A 20,696-nucleotide genomic window follows, 5' to 3' on the forward strand; every position below is an offset into this window, starting at 1 on the left:
CAACCTGCTCACCTTGCGACGTTGTATGGCTGGTGTAACCTCACTCGCCCGCGCCGCCGCTGCGCACTATTTCACCGATGCGTGCGCCGGTTCGGCAGCCGGCGCCGGTTCGGCCGGGCGTGCCGGCGCGGTGGCTTGCGCCGAAGGTGACGTCGGGATCGGCGCCTGATCTGTTTCGCCCGCCAGCGGCACGTTGCCCGACGCGCTCATCGCGCGCGGCTGCAACAGCAGCGCAACCAGCCCGGTCCAGCCGGTCTGATGCGAAGCGCCCACGCCGCGCCCGTTATCGCCATGGAAATACTCGTGGAACAGGATCAGGTCACGCGAGCGCGGGTCGGCCTGCAATTGCGGATAAGCGCCCATGACCGGACGCTCGCCGTCCTTGTTCTTGAGGAACAGCGTAGTGCAGCGGCGCGCCAGTTCGTCGGCAATCTGGCTCAGCGAGAACTTCTCGCCCGAACCGGTCGGATACTCGACTTTGAAATCCTCGCCGTAGTAGCGGTGAAATTCGTATAGCGACTCGATCAGCAGATAGTTCACCGGCATCCATATCGGACCGCGCCAGTTCGAATTGCCGCCGAACACGCGCGTATCGGATTCGGCCGGCAAATACTTCACGGTGAAACTGTCGCCGTTGTGATTGAACACGAACGGATGATCGCGATGGTATTGCGACAGCGCCCGCACGCCATGATCGGAAAGGAATTCGCCTTCGTCCAGCGCGCGGCGCAACAACGCTTTCATGCGATGCCCGCGCAACAGCGAGAGCAGCAGCGCATTGCCCTTGCCCGGCTCGTTCCAGCGCGAGACCAGCCTCGCCAGATCGGGGCGATGTTCGAGGAACCAGACCAGACGTGCGCGCAGACCCGGCAAGCCGCCGTGCAGACGCTCTTCGAGCACGTGCACCGCGAATAGCGGAATCAGACCCACGATCGAGCGCAGCCGCATGGGAATGCTGCTGCCGTCCGGCAGGTGCAGCTTGTCGTAGAAGAACTCGTCTTCGCTGTCCCACAGGCCCGTTTCGCAGCCGTCGTCGCAACTCACGGCCTCGGCGATATACAGGAAATGCTCGAAGAACTTCACGCCGATGTCGACGAAAACATGATTGGCGTAGGCGAGTTCGAGCGCGATACGCATCAGGTCGAGCGCGTACGCGGCCATCCACGCCGTACCGTCGGACTGGTCGATGTGCCCGCCGGTCGGCAACGGCGATGAGCGATCGAAGATCCCGACGTTATCCAGCCCGAGAAATCCGCCCTGAAAAATATTGCGGCCGTCGGCGTCCTTGCGGTTCACCCACCACGAGAAATTCAGCAGCAGCTTATGAAAGACAAGTTCCAGAAAATCGCGATCCGCCTTGCCGGTGAGCGCGCGGTCGATTTCATACACGCGCCACGCGGCCCACGCATGCACGGGCGGATTGGCGTCGCCGAACGCCCATTCATAAGCGGGAATCTGACCGTTCGGATGCTGATAGCGGTCCTTCACCAGCAACAGCAGTTGCCGTTTCGCGAACGCCGGGTCGATCAGCGCGAATGCGGCCGCATGAAATGCCAAGTCCCATGACGCGTACCACGGGTATTCCCACTTATCCGGCATCGACACAATGTCCGCGTTGCACAGGTGCCGCCAATCCTTGTTGCGGCCCTGCTTGCGGCTGGCGGGCGGCGTCGGCTGAAGCGGATCGCCTTCGAGCCAGCGCTGCACGTCGTACTGGTAGTACTGCTTCGACCACAGCATGCCGGCAAGCGCCTGACGCTGCACGAGCCGCGCGTCGGGGTCAGTGATCTCGTGTTGCAGCGCGCCATAGAATTCGTCGGCCTCGGCGATGCGGCGTGCGAAGATCGCATCGGCATCGAGTTGCACGTCGTCGGGACTCGACTGCGGGCGCCAGCGCATGTACACCACGGCGCGTCCATACGGTTCGAGTGCAATCGCGGCATGCGCGCCGGCCTTGGTGCCGGTGTCGCGGCGGATCGCCTGTTCGTCGCCATGCACCAGGTAATCGTTGAAGCCGTCTTTGAACGGCCCCGCGCCGTCCATGTTGAAGAGGCGCTTGACGTTGGTGTCGTTCTCGCAAAAAAGCCACGTCACCTGCGGTGCGTCTTTCGACCATGCCGTCACGACAATCGGCTCGTGCCCATGCTGATGCCCGACCACCTGCGCCCCGCCGTTATGGTCCGTGCCGGCGACGAGCGAGGGCTTGTCCTTGTTTTCTTTCCACGACCACGAATTGCGCGCCCAGATTTGCGGCAGCACGTCGAGCGAGGCCGCCTGATCCGCGCGATTCTCGATGGTCACGCGCATGAGGATGTCGTCCGGCGCGTGTTTGGCGTATTCCACCTGCACGTCGAAGTAGCGCGAATCGTCGAACACGCCCGTGTCGAGAATTTCGTACTCCGGCATGTCGCCGCCACGGCGCGCGTTTTCCTGAACGAGATCGTCGTACGGATAGGCGGCGTGCGGATACTTGTAGAGCATGCGCATGTACGAATGCGTCGGCGTGCCGTCGACGTAGAAGTACAGCTCCTTCACGTCCTCGCCATGATTGCCCTGCGCATTCGTGACGCCGAACAGGCGCTCTTTCAGGATCGCGTCGTTGCGATTCCATAGCGCTAGCGAAACGCACCAGCTTAGCGTGTCGTCGCCGAAGCCGGCAATGCCGTCCTCACCCCAGCGATAGGCGCGGCTGCGCGCATGGTCGTGCGGAAAATAGTCCCAGGCGGTGCCGTCCGGGCTGTAATCCTCGCGCACCGTGCCCCATTGCCGCTCGCTGAGATAGGGGCCCCAGCGCTGCCAATGCGCACAGTCGGCCGAATGCAGCCGTGAACCTTCAATGGTGGCGAGCAAATTGGCAGCGCGCAGCGGTGGCATGACTACGTCCTTGCATTCGGCTTGGCGGTGGGACACACATCGTAGCGCGGTTTAGGCGCCGGCGGTCGCGAACCCGGCAAGCAGGTGTTCAATGCGCAGCAACTCGCCCAACGACCACGCCTGAAACGGCGTGCCGGCGGGTGCGTGCGGCGCATCGCCGTCGGCGATTTCAGAGAGATGGTTGAGACCGGCGTGGTCGAGATGCGCGTAGAGCGGGTCGAGAAAGCGCGTTTTCGCCTGCATGCGGGCATCCGCCGCGCCGCCGTTGACTCGCAGCCACGCTTCGACGAACGGACCGAGCAGCCACGGCCACACGGTTCCTTGATGATAGGCGCCATCGCGCTCGAGTGGAGACCCGCCGTAATGTCCACGATAGGCAGGATCGGACGGCGCGAGCGTCCTCAGTCCCAGCGGCGTGAGCAATTGCGCTTCGACCTGATCGAGCACCGCGCGCGCCACCGCGCCGTCGAGCAATGGAAACGGCAGGCCGCCCAGAGCAAAGATCTGATTGGGCCGGATCGCCCGATCTATTGCGCCTTTTACGTGATCGACGTCCACGTTGTCGAACAGCGCTCGCGTGGACGGATCGAGAAAGCGTTCATGAAACGCCTGCAGCGCCCGGTCGGCGGCCGGCTGCCATTGCGGATTCCAGGTTGCTGCAATGCGCAATGCGTTGATCCAAAGTGCTTGCACTTCGACCGGCTTGCCGATGCGCGGCGTGACCACCCAGCCGCCGACTTTCGCATCCATCCACGTGAGTTGCACACCGGGTGTGCCGGCGCTCAGCAGGCCATCGTCCGCCGACGCCTGGATGTTGAAGCGCGCGCCCTTCGTATAACCCGTGAGGATGGCTTCGCATGCCTGTTGCAGGCGCTGCTGCGTTGCAGCGCTCGCGTGACGCGTGGCCAGATAATCGTGCACGGCGACGATGAACCACAACGATGCGTCGACGGAGTTGTATTCCGGTGTGTCGCCATAATCGGGAAAGCGATTCGGCAACATGCCTTCCGACAACGTACCCGACCATTCGAGCAGGATCGCTTCGGCGTCGTCGAGGCGGCCCGAAGCGATCAGCAAGCCGCGCATTGCAATGAAGGTGTCGCGGCCCCAGTCGGTGAACCACGGAAAACCCGCGAGAATCGTGCGGCCTTCGTTGCGGGTCACGACGTACGCGTCGGCGGAGCGTTGCAACCGCGAGCCGAGCGCGTCGCGGCGTTGCTGTTCGATGCGCGCGAGTTCCGTGGCATGGATGGCCGCCGCTTTGGCGCTCGCCGGTTGCGTATCGCTCGTGGCGCCTGACGCGCTGAGGATCATCACCGCTTCACCATCGGCGAGATTAAAGCTGAACATGCCGGGCGTCGCGAGGTCCTCGCTGAAGTCGAGGCCGCGCTCCCGCTCGCGGACGTAGCAAAAGTTGCAATACCAGTCGGGCGCGTGCGTGTAGACGCCGTTGGTCGCGGCGTGGATCACCGGCAAGTCGCCGTATGGTTGCCAATTTACGCTGGCCTGGTCGTCGCTTGTCTGCGCGTTGAAGTTGAACGCGGCATTCTCATGGTGCAGCGCGTGGTAGTCGCGGCCCGAGAGCAGTGGCCTGACCTTCAACGTGAGCGCGTTCGTTTCGGAACCGGCTCCCGCACCCTGCTCCAGCCGCCAACGCAAAACCGTCTCGCGAGTCGCTTTGCTGACGAACACGTCGGCGGTCAATACGGCACTAGCACCAATCTGAATGCGCCATGTTGGCCACGGCTTCGTATCGAACGAGACAAGACTCGTGGTCAGGTCCGGATAGACAACGTCCGGCACGTATCGCTGCATGCTCAACGGATAACGCGCGCCGTTGTTCGCTTCAAGCCACGCCTCCATGCCGTTCACCAGCACCACGCGACCGCCCGGCGCGCGCGTCGCGGTAAGCAGCAGCGCGTGATAGCGGCGCGTGCGCAGCGTGCCCACGGTTCCTGACGCGAATCCGCCAAAGCCATCCGCTTCCAGCCATTCGTCTTCGAGACGCGTCATGTCGAAAGGTCGTTCGATGTGTGTCATGAACTCACCGGTTAGGCAAAGCCATTCATCTTTTAGTGCGCCTGAATGTCAGGCATGAGGCGCCGCGGTGACCATTCTCCTACTTATCACTTTCCACTTCCTTTCGAAAAACCGACTTATCGACGCAAGTTTTACCACTCGCAAACGTTTCACAATTATTTCTTGAAAGGGTTGGAGACTGCACCCGCTTTCACGAAACGGGATGCAGCCATGAGAAGAAACCAACGCCTCGCGAGTGCCGCTTTGGTTGCACTTGCAACTTTAGCGTTGAGCGGTTGTGGTGCGGATGATTCCGCGCCGTCGGCAGCCTCTTCAACGCCGGCCGTTGCGAACAACGACGCCATGCCGAACGCGGCCGGCGCTCCCGCGACGCCAATGCTCAACGCATCTTCGCCGCTCGCAGCAGACCCCGCAGCGGCCTCCGATCCGATCACGCAAAACATGCAAGCCAGTCTCGCCGCGGACAACCAGCAAGTCGCGCCTGTCATGCACTACGCACCCGGCGACAGCGCCAGCAGCAACTAACCCGATTCCACCGGCGCGCGTGGCGCGCTATTCTTCCTCCCCGCAGAAGGTGATATTCGATGACATCAAATAGCCGTCGCCGTTTCCTGCAGACCGTGGCTTCATCCGCCGGCGCTGCTGCCGCGCTGACCGCGCTGCCCGAGTCGATTCGCAATGCGCTCGCCGTTCCCGCGTTTTCGCGCACCGGCACGATTCGCGATGTCGAGCACATCGTCGTGTTCATGCAGGAGAACCGCTCGTTCGACCACTACTTCGGCCACATGCGCGGCGTGCGTGGCTACAACGACCGCTTCCCGATTCCGCTGCCGAACGGCAAGCCGGTGTGGTATCAACCGTCGAAGGAAGATCCGACCCAGCCGGTCCTGCCGTTCCATCTGAACACGGCGACCACCAGTGCGCAATGCGTCGGCGATCTGGATCACTCCTGGTACAAGACCCACGCCGCGATCGACGGCGGCCGCTACGACCAGTGGCCCGCCAACAAGACCGACATGACGATGGGCTACCACCTGCGCAGCGACATTCCGTTCCACTACGCGCTGGCCGATGCATTCACCGTCTGCGACGCCTACTTCTGCTCGCTGCCGGGACCGACGCACCCGAACCGTTCGTATCTGATGACCGGCATGGTCGATCCGAGCGGCACGCTGGGCGGACCGCTCCTCGACAACAACGATTTCGTCGACGGCGACGGTCCGCCGAATTATCAGTTGCTCTCGTGGACCACGTACCCGGAGCGTCTGCAAAACGCGGGCATTTCGTGGCAGGTGTACCAGCAGGGCCTGACTGGCGCCGATCCGTTGAACGGCAACTACGGCACCAACATCCTGCAGAACTTCACGAACTTCATCAATGCGCAGCCGGGCTCGCCGTTGTATGAGCGCGCGCAAACCGTGCGCACCATCGACGACCTGAAGGCTGACGTGCTGGCCAACAAGCTGCCGCAGGTGTCGTGGTTGTGCCCGCCGGCCGCGTACTCGGAACACCCGAGCTATACGCCCGCATACGGCGCGGAGTACACCTCGCAGATCCTGGATGCGTTGACGTCGAATCCGGAGGTGTGGAGCAAGACCGTGCTGTTCATCATGTACGACGAGAACGACGGCTTCTTCGATCACCTCGTGCCGCCGCAACCGGCGACGACCGGCGCGCAAGGCAAATCGACGGTCAGCACCGAAGGCGAAATTCACAACGTGGTGAATCCGCTGCGCGGCGGCAGCTACACCGCCGACGGCCTGCCGTACGGTCTCGGACCGCGTGTGCCGATGACGATCGTGTCGCCGTGGAGCAAGGGCGGTTTCGTCTGCTCACAGGTGTTCGATCACACGTCGGTGATTCGCTTCATCGAAGCGCGCTTCGGCGTGTATGAGCCGAATATCACGGCATGGCGTCGCGCGGTGTGCGGCGACCTGACCACGGCCTTCGACTTCCGCACGCCGGACTCGAAAGTGCCGCCGCTGCCGGACACGAGCAACTACAAGAGCATCGCCGATAACCAGTGCGCAACGCAGCCGAAGCCGACTGTCCCCGCGACGCCGGGCACCATCGATCCGCAGGAAAGCGGCATTCGTTTCGCGCGCGCGTTGCCGTATGAGTTGCACGTGAATGGCCAGGCCAACGACAAGAAGAACACGTTCGAGATCGCGATCGGCAACACCGGCGATCAGGGCGCGCATTTCTACATGTACGCGACGAATCGCACGGATGGTCCGTGGCGCTACACCGTGGAAGCAGGCAAGTCGATCAACGAGACTTTCGATCTCACGATGACCAATGGCGTGTACAGCTTCGAAGTGTTCGGGCCGAACGGTTTCGTGCGCAAGTTCGCCGGCAACACGCAGCAGGCGACGGCACAGAACGCGCAGATCGCCGCCGGTCACGGTAAGAACAAACCGTCCGAGCCGGAAGTGAAGGTGCAATACGACGCCGCGAACGGCAACGTGTTCCTGAAGTTCAGCAACAAGGGCAGCGGGATTGCGCGTCTGCTCGTGACGGACAACGCGTACGGCGCGCGCCCGCGTCCGGTGCTGGTGCCAGCCGGCGCGCATATCGAAGAAGCGTGGGTGCTGGCGTCGAGCCATCACTGGTACGACTTGACGGTGACAAGTAATGACGATGCAAGCTTCTCGCGCCGTGTTGCGGGTCACGTCGAGAATGGGCGGGCGAGCATTAGCGATCCGGCGGCGGTGGCGCCGGTGTTGGTGGTGAATTAAGAGCGCTCGACGGTGAGCGGGCTTCGGTCAACACAGGCATGATTGATCGAAGCCCAGTACCGCTATGTAATCACGCGAGACGTCCTGCACGAAACGGCGGATAGGGTTCGCACGCCAGCCTGCATAAAAAACGTCAGGCCCCCAGCAAAACCCCGGTCCTGAAAGGGCGCGCGCCCGTCACACGGCCGAGCGGCGCGCCGGCCGTCACGAAGCGAATCGCGCGCCGCATGTAAAACACACCTTCCGTTTTACTGACAATCGTCGTGGTCTCGTCGGTGAGCGGATCGACGATATCGAACAGCGCCTGGCCGACGCGAATCGTGTCGCCGATCTTCGCGCGATGAATCAGAATCCCGCTGACAGGCGCATAGAACTGCTCGCTACCGGCCAGCGGCGTGGCCGGCGAACGCAGGTCCGGCAAAGGCCTGGCATCAAGCTTGATCGCCTTGCGCCACGTAAGATAATCGACAAGCGCGTCCGCATCTTCCTGAGCGACTTCGTAGGACACGTCGCGCTGTCCGCGGCATTCCACGGTCACTGCAATCGCACCGTGGGGCACCGGCTTATCGGCCGGCAGTTCCTGCTGCAATGTCCACCACAACAGGCTGTGCGTTTCATCGAACGATTCGCCGCCTGAATTGGTGGCAAGCAACGACGCCTGCGCGCCAAGATAGCGCGACAACGGTTCGAACTCCGGCCACGCCGCCTCGCTGGTGTAGAGATGCATGGCCGCTTCGAGCGAACAATGCAGATCGATAATCACATCCGCATCGAACGAGAGCTTCAGCAACGCCAATTGCAGCGATTCGAACTCGGTCAATGGTTTCTGATCGGCCAGTTCGTCGGCAATCAATTGCCGCACCAGCCGCACGTTTTCGGTTGCATCTGAACCCAACGTTTCCTTGGCACGCGCGATCAATTTCGAAAACTGCGGGAAGTGGCGATTGAAATTCTTCCCGCTACCCAGATCGAAACGGCCGAGAAACTGGCCGAGCACGTATTGCCCGAGCCCGACCGGATTCGCCACCGGCACCAGCACGATTTCCGCGCTCAGCGCGCCCTGCTTTTCCAGTTCGAGCAAGCGACGTTTGAGCAGAACGGTCGTCAACATCGCAGGGGTTTCATCGGCATGCAGCGACGACTGGATATAAATCTTCTGCCCGCTATTCGCCGGGCCAAAGTGAAACGACACCAGTTCGCGGTGCGTGCCGATAGCTGGCGAGAGAAGCGGAATCGATTGCCTGTTCATGAGCGGGAGTCTTTAAGAGAAGTCGGAAATCAATTGCCGTACGGATCGAAGTCGAAGTACTTCTTGGCGATCTGAGCGTACGTGCCGTCCTTGAGCATCGAAGCGATGGCCGCGTTAATGGAGGCCTGCACCGCGGTCTCATCCTTGCGCAAGCCGATGCCCACGCCGCGATCGCCCATCGAAAGCGGTTCGCCGACAAACGCAAAACCCTTCCCCGCCGGCGTGCGCAGGAAACCGATATCCGCTTCCACCGAGCCGAGCAATGCGCCGTCCAGGCGCCCGTTCTGCAAGTCGGCGAACACCTCGTCCTGACTCTTGTACGCCACCACATGCGCGCCGAGCGGCGCCCAGTTCTTCAGTGCATAGCCCTCGAACTGCGTGCCCGATTGCACGCCGATCTGCTTGCCGGCCAGTGCACTCGTGCCGCCCGCGAGCGCTGACCCTTGCCGCGCGATCAGCCGCGATTTGAACTGGAAGAGCTTCGACGAAAACAGGATCTGCTGCTCGCGCTTTTCCGTGATTGCCATCGACGAAAGGATCGCGTCGATCTTGCGCGCCTGCAGCGCCGGAATCATCCCCGAGAATTCGAGTTCGACCCACTGGCAGCGCGCCTGGATGCGCTTGCAGATTTCGTTGCCGAGATCGACGTCGAAACCTTTGAAGCTGCCGTCGGGCGCCTTGGCGTCCATCGGCGGGTAGCTCGGGTCGATACCGAGGCGCAGCGTAGTGGGCTCAACGGCGAACGCGCCACTGCTGAACGCCAGCGCGGCGCTCAAGATCATCAGCGAAATTTTCATGGGAGCACGGAGTAAGGGTGGGCGGATGACGACCGAGCTATCCTATGCCGCGTCTGTGCCTCAAAGAAGCCCCATTCGGACTATCATGATCACTTTTACCGATCACTGAACTGGCGATTCCCTCATGGCGTTGACGATCTCCCAACTCCGCGCGTTCACCGCCGTGGCCGAGCACGGCAGCATCCGCGCGGCGTCGCGGGCGCTCGGCATCGCGCAAAGCGGTATCACGCAGCAGTTGCAGAATCTCGAATCGATGCTCGGCGCGACCCTGTTCACCCGCACGAACCGCGGCATTGCGCTGACGGCCCTCGGCCAACGGTTGTTGCAGCGCGCGGGCGCGATCATCGGCGAATGCGAACGCGCGGAGCAGGAAGTGCAGCAACTGCGCGGCGACTACGTCGGCGAGGTCACGTTCGGCATGACGACCGAACCGTTGATCGACGCGTTCGCGCCGGTGCTGATGGAATTTCGCACGCGCTTCGAGCGGGTCGCGGTGCATCTGCGTACCGGCACTTCGCGCATGATGATTTCGTGGATTCGTGAAGGCACGCTGGATTTCGCGGTTGCCTTGGTGTCGAAGCATACGGATACGGCGGACCTCTCTGTCATGCCGCTGTATCCGTCCGATCCGGTGATCGTCTGCCGTCAAGGGCATCCGAAGGCCAGGGCGACCTCGCTGGCCGACCTGGTCGATTGCACGTGGGTCGCCACGCGCTCGCCGAATCTCACGGACGATCCGCAAATCAGTCGCCTAAACCATCTGTTCGAAGGCCACGGCTTGCCGCCGCCGAAAATCGTCGCGACAGTGGAAGGCCTGTACGAAACGCTGCACCTGGTGAGCGCGACAGATTGCCTGTCGCTCGAAGCGTCGATCGTGGTGAAGCGCGGGCCGTTTGCGAGCACGCTCACCGCTATTCCGGTGCGCGAGCGCGCGGTCGAACAGAACGTTTGCCTGCTGCAGCGCGCGGCCATTCCGCTCACGCCCGCGGCGCAGGAACTCGCGACAATGATCGCTTCGTATACGCGCACGGTGCGGGCGCGTTGAAGCGGCGCTGAAATCAGGCTGCCGTTTGTTCGAGCGCGAGCAACTCGTCGATAGTCTGACGCCGCCGGATCAGTCGCGGCTTGCCATGCTCCAGCAATACCTCCGGCGCAAGCGGCCGGCTGTTGTAGTTCGAGGACATCGACGCGCCATATGCGCCTGCATCGTGAAACACGATGAAGTCGCCCACTTCGGGCGTGTGTATCGAGCGGTTCGTAATGACGCCGCCTTCGGCTTGCGTGAAGACATCGCCGGCTTCGCAGAGCGGCCCAGCCACCGCGAACGAATCGACCGGCGCTTCGCTCGGTGCGCCGTCGCGCTTCAACACCGTCATCTCATGATGACTGCCGTAAAAAGACGGTCTCACAAGATCGTTGAATCCGGCATCGACCAAAGCAAACTGCTGCGCGGGGCGTCGATTCAACGCGTGAACTTCCGCGATGAGCACGCCCGATTGTGCAACCAGAAAGCGCCCCGGCTCGATTTCCAGCCTCACGCGATGCCCGACATGCGCTTCGACCTGCCGACGCGCCGCGTCCCAGAGCCGGAAGTAATGCGCGACATCGATAACGGGCTCGCCTTCGCGATACGGCACCGACAAGCCACCTCCCGCGGAGATCGCTTCGATATCGTGGCCCAGGCCCCTCACGGCTTCGACCATCGCCTCGCAGACACGCGACAGATGTCCATAGTCGACGCCCGAACCGATATGCATGTGCAACCCGACCACCTTCAGCCGATAACGCCGGACCAGCTCGACCGCTTGCGGCACATCGTCGAGCCAGATGCCGTGCTTGCTATGCTCGCCGCCCGTGTTCGTCTTGTTGCTATGTCCGTGACCGAAGCCAGGATTGATCCGCAGCCAGACGCGATGACCTTCGGGCGCATGCCGTCCTATCCGTTCGAGCATATCGAGCGAGCCCGCGTTGACCGTGATGCGGTGCTCGATCACGGTGGCAAGCGTCGCGTGGTCGATCAGATCGGCGGTAAACACAACGCCTTCGGGATCGCCATCCGGCGTGAAGCCCGCCGCGAGACTGCGTTTGATTTCGCCCAGCGAAACCGCATCGACCGTGGCCCCTTCCTCGCGCATCAGTTTGAGGATATGCAGATTCGAACACGCCTTCTGCGCATAGCGGATCACATCGAAGCTGCGCAATTCGGCAATACGCGTGCGAATTGCGTCAGCGTCGTAGACCCACAGCGGCGTGCCGTGCTCGTGGGCGAGTTCGACGAATTGTTGCGGATTGAATGGCGTCACGGTCACGTCTCTTGATGTCGAAGCGTTGGTGTGAGCGACATGATGCTGAAAACGTGTCATTCAGTAAAATACCAATTCTTCACATGTCCATTCACTTCTGATATACGCAATCATGGCGCTCACACATCGGCATATCGAAGTCTTCCGCGCGCTGATGACCGCGGGCAGCGTCACCAAAGCGGCCGAAATGCTGTTCACCTCGCAGCCCACGGTGAGCCGCGAACTGGCGCGCATGGAGCAGAGCATCGGCTTTGCCCTGTTCGAACGCACGAACGGCCGGCTGCGTCCCACGTCGTCCGCGCTCACCTTGTTCGACGAGATCAAGCGTGCTTATGTCGGGCTCGAACGCGTGGCGTCCACCGCCGCGAGCTTGCGAGAATTCCAGGGTGGCCAGCTTTCGGTCATCGCGTTGCCCGCGTTTTCGCATTCGATCTTGCCGGGCGCGGCGAAGCGCTTTCACGACGCGCAACCTGGCGCGAGTCTGTCGATCGCGGCGCAGGAGTCGCCGTTTCTCGAGGAATGGCTGAGCGCCCAGCGTTACGACCTCGGCCTGACCGAGCATGGCGCGCCGCCGGCCGGCACGCGCCTGACGCCCTTGCTCGAAGTCGATGAAGTGTGCGTGCTGCCCGACGGGCATCCGTTGCTCGGCAAGCGGGTGATCGCCTTGAAGGATTTCGCCAATCAGCCGTTCATCAGCCTGTCGTCGAACGATCCATACCGGATTCAGATCGACGAGACCTTCGCGCAAGCGGGAATCGCGCGCCGCCAGATCGTCGAGACGCCTACCGCGGTGTCCGTGTGCACCTTCGTTCGGCAAGGGCTTGGCCTCGCGATTGTCAATCCGCTGACAGCCCTCGATTTTGCGGGACGCCATCTGCATATCCGGCCGCTCGCCGTGTCGCTGCCGTTTCGCGTGAGTGTGATTCAGCCGGAGCATCGTCCAGGTCACCCGCTGGCTAGGGAGTTCGTTAGAGCGCTGCAAAGCGAAGCCGCCGCGCTGCGGCTACAATTGAAAGCCCACACCGGACGCAAGCAGCAATAACGGCTTCGGTTCGCAAATCAACGCGCGCGAACAACAGCCGCATCCACCACCGAAAAAGTCCGGGCACGCTTCAAGCTAAGCACAGCAGCACACCGATTGCGAACACGAGCGGCGCACAGCGCCTTCGCGTCGCATGAGATTTCACATGTCCTAGACCATCAACAGGAGTTTCCCAAATGATGAATCGAGACAATCCCGTCTGGCTGATCACAGGATGTTCCACCGGCTTTGGCCGCGAATTGGCGAAGCTGGTGCTTGAGCGCGGCTGGCGCGCGGTGGTCACCGCACGCGATCCGTCGAAAGTGAAAGATATTGCCGAAGCCCACGGCGACCGCGCATTGGTTCTGCCGCTCGATGTGACGAACCGCAAGCAGATCGACGACGTGGTGACGCAAGCGAAGCAGCCTTTCGGCCGCATCGACGCACTCGTCAACAACGCGGGTTATGGCTATCTGGCGGCGATCGAGGAAGGCGAAGACGACGAAGTCCGCGCCATGTTCGAAACCAACGTGTTCGGCCTCGTCGATATCACGAAGGCGGTCTTGCCGATCATGCGCGAGCAGCGTAGCGGTTTGATCGTCAACGTGTCGTCGATCGGCGGCATTGCGAGTTTTGCGGCGACCGGCTATTACCACGCCACCAAATACGCGGTGGAGGGTCTATCCGAATCGCTGGCGACGGAGGTGAAACCGCTCGGCATCGACGTGCTGATTGTCGAACCGGGGCCGTTCCGCACGAACTGGGCGGGCCCGTCGATCAAACAATCGGCCACGGTAATCGACGACTACGCGGCCACGGCCGGCGAGCGCCGCAAGCAGACCGAAGCGCGCAGCGGCAAGCAGGCGGGCGACCCGGTGCGCGCCGCGCAGGCCATTATCGACGCCGCACTGTCGGACACACCGCCGCTGCGCTTGCTGCTCGGCAAGATGGCGCTTGAACTGGCGCGCAAGAAGTTGGACTTCATGCGCGGCGATTTCGATGCCTGGGAAGCCACCACGGTGGGCGCGGACTTTCCGGAAGGAGCGGGTTAGGCCGCGGGAGTTTCACGCAATCCGTTGAGCGTTGTCCGTTGGTCGGGCTTAAAACTCGACCAGCGCGAAATCTTCCTTGCCCACGTCGCAAAGCGGGCAGCGCCAGTCCGCCGGCACGTCCGCCCAGCGTGTGCCCGCGGCGATGCCTTCTTCCGGCAAACCTGCGGCTTCGTCGTAGACCCAGCCGCAGATCACGCAGACCCATTGCTTGAAGTCATCCGCCGACGCGCCGGGATTCACGGCCGCGCTCTGCGCATCAGCCGCATGCAACGCAGGCGTTTCATCGAGGCTAACCACTAACGGCGCGACTGTGCCGACGCCGGTCTGCGCGAGACGCGCCTGCAGGCTCTCCAGCAGCCGCTGCGCTTCGGCGTGCGTCAGATCGATCCAGTAGGGATCGCCCGCGCCGTCGTTGAGCCGTTCAGAGGAAAACTGGATTTCTACGGCAACGCCCTTCTTGTACATGGCAAATCGGAATATCGATGAAGCCGGCAACGCGCCCCGCAAGGAAACTCCCTGCGGACGTGCCGGCATAGGCGCAAGCGTTGCGCCAGAGACTTCTCGCGGAGATTAGGCGAACTGGTTCAGCACGATCGCGGCGATCAGGCCGGCGGCGCCGATGAGGCCCAGCAATTGCAGCAGCGTGAGGGATTTGCGGGGTGCGGTAGGGATTTGTTGCGTAGTCACGGGCTATTCTTGAAGATTGGAAAAAGCGAAATGGTACACGGGTCTGCGGCCCGCGCATGTCGAATAGCGCAAACCGCCGTGCATTAGTTGCCATTATCGCTGCTCGATTGCCGTCAATTCCCTACCGTCCGGAGATGGATTAATTCCCCCCGGAGAGGAAAGTTCAGCTCTTCGCCAATGGGCTGCCGCGGCGCGAATCCCAGAAGCGGATCACGGCCGTGTCGCCCGTGCCGGCGCCCACCACTTGATCCGGCGCGCCGTTCTCGCGCAGCAACGCGCGCAGATCGTTGATGACCGGGAACACCTCGTGATTCCAGTCCGCGCCTTGCGAATCGTGGGCGCGCTGTTCGGCTTCGACGATCTCGCGGTCTTCCTTGAAAATGCGCTCGGTGAACCACACCAGCAGCGGCCATGCGAGATTCAACACGCCGGGAATGCCCGGTTTGCGAATCGACAGCAGCCCGAACGTGCGGTTGGTGCGCTGCTCGCGATCGAGCGGCACGTAGATGATCCACAGATTCATCACCAGCGTCTGCTCCGACGTGCGGATCTGCAGCGTCTGATACGGATACTCGGTGCGGATCGTCATCACGTCTTTGTCGTTGTCGCCGCCGGTTTTACGGCTCTGGCCGAACACGATCGCTTCGCCGATCGGCTGCTGGCCGGCCATGCGCGCGAACGTGTAATCGACTTCGACCCAGCCCTCGCCGCGCCGCCGGCCGAGCGAGCGCGCCCGCATCTGCCCCATCTGCTTGCGATGCAGAAACTGATGGTTCATGTCCATCAGGTTCTCGTGCATGAACGAGTAATGGCAATTCACCGGACGGCCGAAGCGGCGCGTCTTGTACTTCTTGTCCGAGACCGACGCGAGGTCGGGCAGCGGCCGTTGTTCGGCCAGCGCGGCATCGCCGGGGAAAACGAAAATCAGGCCTTCGATCTCGCGGCACGGATAAGAGCGCACGCCGTTCGGCAGACGCTCGCGGCCCAGGTACGGCACGTCGATGCACTTGCCCGAGCAGTCGTAAGTCCAGCCGTGATAGCCGCAGCGGATCGATTCGCCATCCACCACGCCCTGATGCAACGGCACCTGACGATGCGCGCAGCGGTCCTCCAGCGCGAACACCTTGCCCGATTCCGTGCGCGCCAGCACGATCGGGTCGCCCGCAAACGTCACACCATGCGTCTTGCCCCGCTTCACCTCGTGCGACCACGCCAACGGATACCAGTAGTCCGGGTGAATACCGACGCGGCGCAGATCGCGCACCGGTGCGTCGTTGGCGGCCTGGCCCGGCGCGTGAGCCGGTTTCTGCGATGCGGCCTGGGCAGGCGACGCATCGACGGTTACATCGACGGTGTCTTGTTCTAGCGGGGGAACAGCATGCATAGGTGGCTCTCCGTGCACGGGCGGATAGAAGGTAGCCGCCCGGCAAAGTGCGGGCAGCATCGTCGCCAGTCTACTAGAACCCGACGCCGTATGGGTTCGAGGACCGCGCAGCGGCCTGCGGCGACGCCTGCCCACGCAAGCGCGCCGCTTGGCTTCCCACCTTCCCGAAGAGACGACGCGCCGCGTCAGCTTTCGTCGTGCGCCACCAGCCCCGAGCGGCGCTGCACGCCCCATGACCGGCCGCCGCGCAGGAAATGCAGCCAGCCGAGCGCCGCGCCCACGTGCCGCACCAGCTGAAACGTGAACGGCTCGGCGACCGCCGCGAGCATCGCCATCCATAAACTGGAGCCGGCGCGCTCGCCGGTCCAGCGCCGGTACAGATGGATGCTCCACAGATAGAACGCGAGGTCGATCGCCGTTTTCAGACCGATTACGCTGAAGATCGACACGACGATCGCGCCATGTCCGCCGAACACAAAGGCGAGCAGCAGCGCGAACGCGGTGAGGCCGTAGATCGGCTGCATGGTGTCGATCGCCTTGACCGGCAGCATCAGCATGCCGAGCGTGCCGTAGCGCGGATTGCCGGTCATGTCGCGGTTCCAGTACTGCGTCTGCAGGAAGCCCGCGAACCAGCGGCGGCGTTGACGCAGAAAGCTGGCGAGGTTGTCCGGCGCGTCGGTGCGGGCATGCGCCTCGCCCACCACGCGCACGTCCCAGCCGAGGTCATGGTCGACTGAATAGCGGCGCAGCCGGTGAATCAGCTCGTAGTCTTCGACCAGACACTGCGGATCGAAGCCGCCCACGTCGACCAGCGCGTCGCGCTTGAACGAAGCGAAGGCGCCGGAGATCAGCAGCAGGCTGTCCGCACGCATCCACGCGAAACGGGCGATGAAGTTGCGCATGTACTCGTAAGTCTGGAACCACTGGAACACGCGCCCCGACACCGACTTGCCGCACACCGGCACCAGAATGCCCGCCGCGGCAACCAGCTTCGGCTCGCTCGCGAAAGCGGCGCGCATGGCGTAGGTGGCGTCGTCGTCGAGCAGGGTGTCGGCGTCTACCGTCATGACGGTTTCCGTGGTCATCACGGCGATCGCGGCATTCAGCGCGCGAGCCTTGCCGCCGTGCGGCACGCGCAGCCAGAACAGATTCGGATACAGCGCGCTCGGCGCGCTCAGCACGCCGTCGGCTGCGGCGGTGAGACCGAAGCGTTCGGTGAGCAGTTCGCGCGTCGCATCGGTGGAACCGTCGTCGGCAATCACGATTTGTGCCGGCCCATGCGTTTGCCGCAGCAGCGCGGCGATCGTTACCGGCAGCACCGTAGCTTCGTTATGCGACGCGACGATCACACCCATGCTCGGTAAACTGCGCCGTTCGAAGTCCGGTTCGAGCGGCGGCGCACGCCGCATCAACGGCAGTGTTTTCCACGTGACGAACGCCAGCAGCAAGGTGTCGTACACCACGTAGGCGATACCCGTCGACCATGCCAGCGCGCCCTGCAGAAAGAAGGCGCGTGCGAAAAGAAGCACCCACACTACGACGACACTCAGATGAATCAGCGTGCTCAACGGCGTCGTGCGACGCGGCACGATGCGCGGCGAAGCGAGAGCGAGGGCCTGTTCCAGGGTTTTCTTCAAAATGACTGCCGGGTTTGTCGATGTTGCGGTTGATAGGTGAAGGCTGCGCTCACGGCACCATGCGCTTGAGAATCGACTTACGATCGATCCACTGATGCTTCAACGCGCCGCCGATATGCATGGCCAGCAGCGCATAGAGCGCGTAGCCAAGCCATATATGCAAGGCGCCGAAGCGGTCGTGCAAGGTCTCCTTGAGCGCCGGGTCGAGGTTCATCACGTAGCCGATACGCGGCCATGGAAACAGATTGAACAAGTGCATGGGGTGCGTCGCCGCGTCTTTCCATGCGGAATCGTGCAGCCAGCCGGACAGCGGCAGTGCAATCATCAGCAGGTAGAGCAGAAAATGCGCGACATGCGCGGCGATCTTTTCCCACGACGGAAACTCGCGCGGCAACGGCGGCGGTTTGTGCGACACGCGCCACAAAATGCGCATGAGCGCGAGACCGAGCACCGTGATGCCGATCGACTTATGGGTGTCGACCACCGGGCGCACCCAGTCGTCCGGCAACGAATCCGCGCTCAGGCCGAGCACGACGTTGCCGATCATCAGCAGCGCGATGAGCCAGTGCAGCACCATGGCCGTGCGGGTATAGCGCGATGGCACGGGCGTGCCGGTCGAATCGGTCAAAGAGTCGGCGTGCGTGTTCATGTTTATTCCGTCCGCAGCGGCATGGCTGCGAAAGCTGTTTGAAAATCCGGCAATGCAGTAGCACATCCAGATGCGCCGCAGTATAGACAAACGCCCCAGTGTGACGCTTTATTCCGCCGGGTGCTTAAAACTATGTTTCAGATTATTTCGCGCGCGCGGGTTGAGCGGGAACGTTGCACCCTAAACGTGCGGCGACTCATGCCGCGCCGCGATATCGGCGCTGCCGGCGCGGTGCATTCGCTGAGCGAGCCATTGGTTGCATTCGCATCCAGTCAGTGGCGGTGCCAGGCGGGGCGGTTGCGGCAACGGGTGAACGACCGGTCTAGCGCTTGACGAACCGATAGTGCCCGACGCCCCATTCGCTGCCATGCGCGTAGCCGAACAGCTCGGCCACGGCCATATAGAACATGCGCCACCGTTGCAGCCACACTGCCGCGTCGCGCGCGCCGTAGGTATCGGCGAGCATCGGCATCACCCGATCATGCGCCGCGTCGAGCGCGGCAAGCCAATGATTCGCCGTGCGCTCGTAATGCGTGCCGCTCACCCACCATTGCCGCTCCACGCGTAGATCGTCCTGGAAATTGAGCAGCAGCGCTTCCGACGGCATCGTGCCGCCGGTGAAAAAGTACTTCGACATCCAGTCGGTGCCGTCCTCCACCTGGAAGTGATATGCAAGCGTGCGATGCGCGAAGATATGCACGAACAGCTTCGCGTCGTCGCGCATCCAACGCGCGATTTTCGCGAGCAGCAAGCCATAGTTTTTCATATGCTCGAACATCTCGATCGACACCACACGGTCGAAACCGCGGCCAAGCTGTGCATCGTCGAATTCGAAATCGACAATGTTGCCCGTCACCACGGAGAGGTTGTGCAAACCTGTCTGCGCGGCGCGCGCTTCGATGAACGCACGCTGCCCATGCGAGTTCGATAGCGCGACGACCCGCGCATTCGGATAACGCGCCGCCAGCCATAACGACAGCGAACCCCAGCCGCAACCGAGGTCGAGAATCCGCTGACCGTCGGCGAGTTCCGCGCGCTCGGCATAGCGTTCGAGCATGGCCGCTTCGGCTTGCGCGAGCGTCTCCCCGCCGGTCGGATACAGGCAGCACGAGTACTTCAGATGCGGCCCGAGATGCGCGTGAAAGAACGACGCCGGCACCTCGTAATGCTGCGAGTTGGCCGCTTGCGTTTCAATGGCGATCGGGCTTGCACGCAGATCGTCGAGCAGACGGTTGAGCCGTTGCGCGCGCAACTCGCCGTTGTCGGCCGCTTCGTCGCGCAAACGCTGACGCATTAACTGACGCATGCCGAAGCGGATCACGCTGTCCCGCAGCCAGCCGCGTTCGCAGCTTCGAATGAGCCAGCCGTCACTGGGCTCGGCAGGCGATGGCGGCAGGGTTTGGTCGGTGGTGGATAGGCTCATGAAACTGACTCCCTGTCGTTATTCTGGACTTTTTGAATGCGCGCGTGCGCCGTGGTCGCGTGTTCAACTCCGCGGCGGCCACGGAATCAGCGCGCTGGTGGTGCGCATGTAATCGGCGTAACCCGGGCGCCGCTTTGCCATGCTTTCTTCGAGCAACGGAATGCCGGAGAGCTTCAGCAACAGAAACGCCATCAGCACCGGCGGCAGCAGCGTGAACCAGGCCCACGGCGTGCCGATCGACAACGCGATATAAGCCAGCCAATGCACGCATTCGAAGAAGTAGTTCGGATGCCGCGAGTAACGCCACAAGCCGACACGGCACACCCCGTCGCGATTGGCCGCATCGGCCTTGAAGCTTTGCAACTGGCGGTCGGCCACGGCTTCGCCAGCCACGGAGACGATCCACACCACGACGGCCAGCACGACCCAACCAATAGCGGGCGCCGTGCCGCGGTACGACGGCACGAGAAACGCGATCGACAGCAACATCGAAATAACGACTTGCAACTGGAAAAACCAGAACATCCTGCTCGCCGCCTTGTCGCCCCATTCTTCTCGAAAGCGGTGATAGCGCGCGTCTTCGGGCTTGCCGGCGTTGCGTTTCCACAGATGCGTGCCCAGCCGCACGCCCCAGATCAAACCGCCGAGCGCGGTCAACGCGCGCGCGTCGGGGTCGCCGGTGCCGAGCACCGCGTAGAGCACCGCGACGAGGCCGAGCGAATACGCCCAAACGGGATCGACCATGCCGGCGTTTTCGCTCTTCAACTGCCACGCCCAGACCGCGCTGAAAATCGCGACGAGTCCGACTAGGGCAATCACGGCAGTGGCAAGTGGCGGCATGG

General features: G+C 62.7%; 16 protein-coding genes. 5 read left to right on the forward strand and 11 right to left on the reverse strand.

Features of this window, described 5'->3' with window-relative positions; translation table 11 throughout:
* Positions 1 to 66: 66 nt before the first annotated feature.
* A complete protein-coding gene (locus B0G71_RS30770) occupies positions 67 to 2,874 on the reverse strand; it encodes an MGH1-like glycoside hydrolase domain-containing protein (RefSeq protein ID WP_116146516.1) in 2,808 nt (935 codons plus the stop codon).
* A 51-nt stretch (positions 2,875 to 2,925) separates the two neighbouring features.
* Positions 2,926 to 4,914 (reverse strand): amylo-alpha-1,6-glucosidase, encoded by a 1,989-nt coding sequence (locus B0G71_RS30775; RefSeq protein ID WP_116146517.1) that lies wholly within the window; start codon positions 4,912 to 4,914, stop codon positions 2,926 to 2,928.
* Positions 4,915 to 5,124: 210 nt separating this feature from the next.
* Between B0G71_RS30775 and B0G71_RS30780 the strand changes: the two genes are divergently transcribed.
* Positions 5,125 to 5,439, forward strand: a complete 315-nt coding sequence (locus B0G71_RS30780; protein ID WP_116146519.1) for a hypothetical protein — start codon at positions 5,125 to 5,127, stop codon at positions 5,437 to 5,439.
* Positions 5,440 to 5,498: 59 nt separating this feature from the next.
* Complete coding sequence (locus B0G71_RS30785; RefSeq protein WP_116146520.1) at positions 5,499 to 7,652, forward strand: phosphocholine-specific phospholipase C; 2,154 nt, start codon at positions 5,499 to 5,501, stop codon at positions 7,650 to 7,652.
* A gap of 133 nt (positions 7,653 to 7,785) precedes the next feature.
* Here the strand turns inward: B0G71_RS30785 and B0G71_RS30790 are convergent, their stop codons facing one another.
* Positions 7,786 to 8,901 carry a succinylglutamate desuccinylase/aspartoacylase family protein gene (locus tag B0G71_RS30790; RefSeq protein ID WP_116146522.1) on the reverse strand — a complete coding sequence of 372 codons (1,116 nt, stop codon included), beginning with the start codon at positions 8,899 to 8,901 and terminating at the stop codon, positions 7,786 to 7,788.
* 29 nt (positions 8,902 to 8,930) lie between these two features.
* Positions 8,931 to 9,698 carry a transporter substrate-binding domain-containing protein gene (locus B0G71_RS30795; protein ID WP_116146523.1) on the reverse strand — a complete coding sequence of 256 codons (768 nt, stop codon included), beginning with the start codon at positions 9,696 to 9,698 and terminating at the stop codon, positions 8,931 to 8,933.
* A gap of 124 nt (positions 9,699 to 9,822) precedes the next feature.
* On the opposite strand from B0G71_RS30795, the gene B0G71_RS30800 reads away from it, so the two are divergent.
* Complete coding sequence (locus B0G71_RS30800; protein WP_116146525.1) at positions 9,823 to 10,743, forward strand: LysR family transcriptional regulator; 921 nt, start codon at positions 9,823 to 9,825, stop codon at positions 10,741 to 10,743.
* Positions 10,744 to 10,756: 13 nt separating this feature from the next.
* Here B0G71_RS30800 and lysA read toward each other — a convergent pair whose 3' ends face one another.
* Positions 10,757 to 12,001 carry a diaminopimelate decarboxylase gene (gene lysA / locus B0G71_RS30805; protein ID WP_116149019.1) on the reverse strand — a complete coding sequence of 415 codons (1,245 nt, stop codon included), beginning with the start codon at positions 11,999 to 12,001 and terminating at the stop codon, positions 10,757 to 10,759.
* A gap of 112 nt (positions 12,002 to 12,113) precedes the next feature.
* On the opposite strand from lysA, the gene B0G71_RS30810 reads away from it, so the two are divergent.
* A complete protein-coding gene (locus B0G71_RS30810) occupies positions 12,114 to 13,043 on the forward strand; it encodes a LysR family transcriptional regulator (protein WP_116146526.1) in 930 nt (309 codons plus the stop codon).
* A gap of 176 nt (positions 13,044 to 13,219) precedes the next feature.
* The gene (locus tag B0G71_RS30815; protein WP_116146528.1) at positions 13,220 to 14,074 is read left to right on the forward strand and encodes an oxidoreductase; all 855 of its coding nucleotides are present in this window, start codon (positions 13,220 to 13,222) and stop codon (positions 14,072 to 14,074) included.
* A gap of 48 nt (positions 14,075 to 14,122) precedes the next feature.
* Here the strand turns inward: B0G71_RS30815 and B0G71_RS42555 are convergent, their stop codons facing one another.
* From B0G71_RS42555 to B0G71_RS30850, 6 genes are all read right to left on the reverse strand, one after another.
* Entirely contained in the window at positions 14,123 to 14,539 is a 417-nt protein-coding gene (locus B0G71_RS42555) for a rubredoxin (protein ID WP_116146529.1), read from the reverse strand.
* A gap of 385 nt (positions 14,540 to 14,924) precedes the next feature.
* The gene (locus tag B0G71_RS30830) at positions 14,925 to 16,145 is read right to left on the reverse strand and encodes an aromatic ring-hydroxylating dioxygenase subunit alpha (RefSeq protein ID WP_116146531.1); all 1,221 of its coding nucleotides are present in this window, start codon (positions 16,143 to 16,145) and stop codon (positions 14,925 to 14,927) included.
* A 185-nt stretch (positions 16,146 to 16,330) separates the two neighbouring features.
* Positions 16,331 to 17,782 carry a glycosyltransferase family 2 protein gene (locus B0G71_RS30835; protein ID WP_116146533.1) on the reverse strand — a complete coding sequence of 484 codons (1,452 nt, stop codon included), beginning with the start codon at positions 17,780 to 17,782 and terminating at the stop codon, positions 16,331 to 16,333.
* A gap of 49 nt (positions 17,783 to 17,831) precedes the next feature.
* Positions 17,832 to 18,431 carry a cytochrome b gene (locus tag B0G71_RS30840; protein ID WP_116146534.1) on the reverse strand — a complete coding sequence of 200 codons (600 nt, stop codon included), beginning with the start codon at positions 18,429 to 18,431 and terminating at the stop codon, positions 17,832 to 17,834.
* Between the two features lie 322 nt (positions 18,432 to 18,753).
* Positions 18,754 to 19,854, reverse strand: a complete 1,101-nt coding sequence (locus B0G71_RS30845; protein ID WP_116146536.1) for a cyclopropane-fatty-acyl-phospholipid synthase family protein — start codon at positions 19,852 to 19,854, stop codon at positions 18,754 to 18,756.
* 63 nt (positions 19,855 to 19,917) lie between these two features.
* Complete coding sequence (locus tag B0G71_RS30850; protein ID WP_116149021.1) at positions 19,918 to 20,694, reverse strand: DUF1295 domain-containing protein; 777 nt, start codon at positions 20,692 to 20,694, stop codon at positions 19,918 to 19,920.
* Positions 20,695 to 20,696 lie beyond the last annotated feature (2 nt).

The organism is Paraburkholderia sp. BL27I4N3 (assembly GCF_003386115.1).
GTDB lineage: Bacteria > Pseudomonadota > Gammaproteobacteria > Burkholderiales > Burkholderiaceae > Paraburkholderia.

What these genes read in the sequence shown, in the direction of transcription:
- B0G71_RS30770 (WP_116146516.1), bottom strand. Translation starts at nt 2,874, where the DNA reads ATGCCACCGCTGCGCGCTGCCAATTTGCTCGCCACCATTGAAGGTTCA.
- B0G71_RS30775 (WP_116146517.1), bottom strand. Translation starts at nt 4,914, where the DNA reads ATGACACACATCGAACGACCTTTCGACATGACGCGTCTCGAAGACGAA.
- B0G71_RS30780 (WP_116146519.1), top strand. Translation starts at nt 5,125, where the DNA reads ATGAGAAGAAACCAACGCCTCGCGAGTGCCGCTTTGGTTGCACTTGCA.
- B0G71_RS30785 (WP_116146520.1), top strand. Translation starts at nt 5,499, where the DNA reads ATGACATCAAATAGCCGTCGCCGTTTCCTGCAGACCGTGGCTTCATCC.
- B0G71_RS30790 (WP_116146522.1), bottom strand. Translation starts at nt 8,901, where the DNA reads ATGAACAGGCAATCGATTCCGCTTCTCTCGCCAGCTATCGGCACGCAC.
- B0G71_RS30795 (WP_116146523.1), bottom strand. Translation starts at nt 9,698, where the DNA reads ATGAAAATTTCGCTGATGATCTTGAGCGCCGCGCTGGCGTTCAGCAGT.
- B0G71_RS30800 (WP_116146525.1), top strand. Translation starts at nt 9,823, where the DNA reads ATGGCGTTGACGATCTCCCAACTCCGCGCGTTCACCGCCGTGGCCGAG.
- B0G71_RS30810 (WP_116146526.1), top strand. Translation starts at nt 12,114, where the DNA reads ATGGCGCTCACACATCGGCATATCGAAGTCTTCCGCGCGCTGATGACC.
- B0G71_RS30815 (WP_116146528.1), top strand. Translation starts at nt 13,220, where the DNA reads ATGATGAATCGAGACAATCCCGTCTGGCTGATCACAGGATGTTCCACC.
- B0G71_RS42555 (WP_116146529.1), bottom strand. Translation starts at nt 14,539, where the DNA reads ATGTACAAGAAGGGCGTTGCCGTAGAAATCCAGTTTTCCTCTGAACGG.
- B0G71_RS30830 (WP_116146531.1), bottom strand. Translation starts at nt 16,145, where the DNA reads ATGCATGCTGTTCCCCCGCTAGAACAAGACACCGTCGATGTAACCGTC.
- B0G71_RS30840 (WP_116146534.1), bottom strand. Translation starts at nt 18,431, where the DNA reads ATGAACACGCACGCCGACTCTTTGACCGATTCGACCGGCACGCCCGTG.
- B0G71_RS30845 (WP_116146536.1), bottom strand. Translation starts at nt 19,854, where the DNA reads ATGAGCCTATCCACCACCGACCAAACCCTGCCGCCATCGCCTGCCGAG.
- B0G71_RS30850 (WP_116149021.1), bottom strand. Translation starts at nt 20,694, where the DNA reads ATGCCGCCACTTGCCACTGCCGTGATTGCCCTAGTCGGACTCGTCGCG.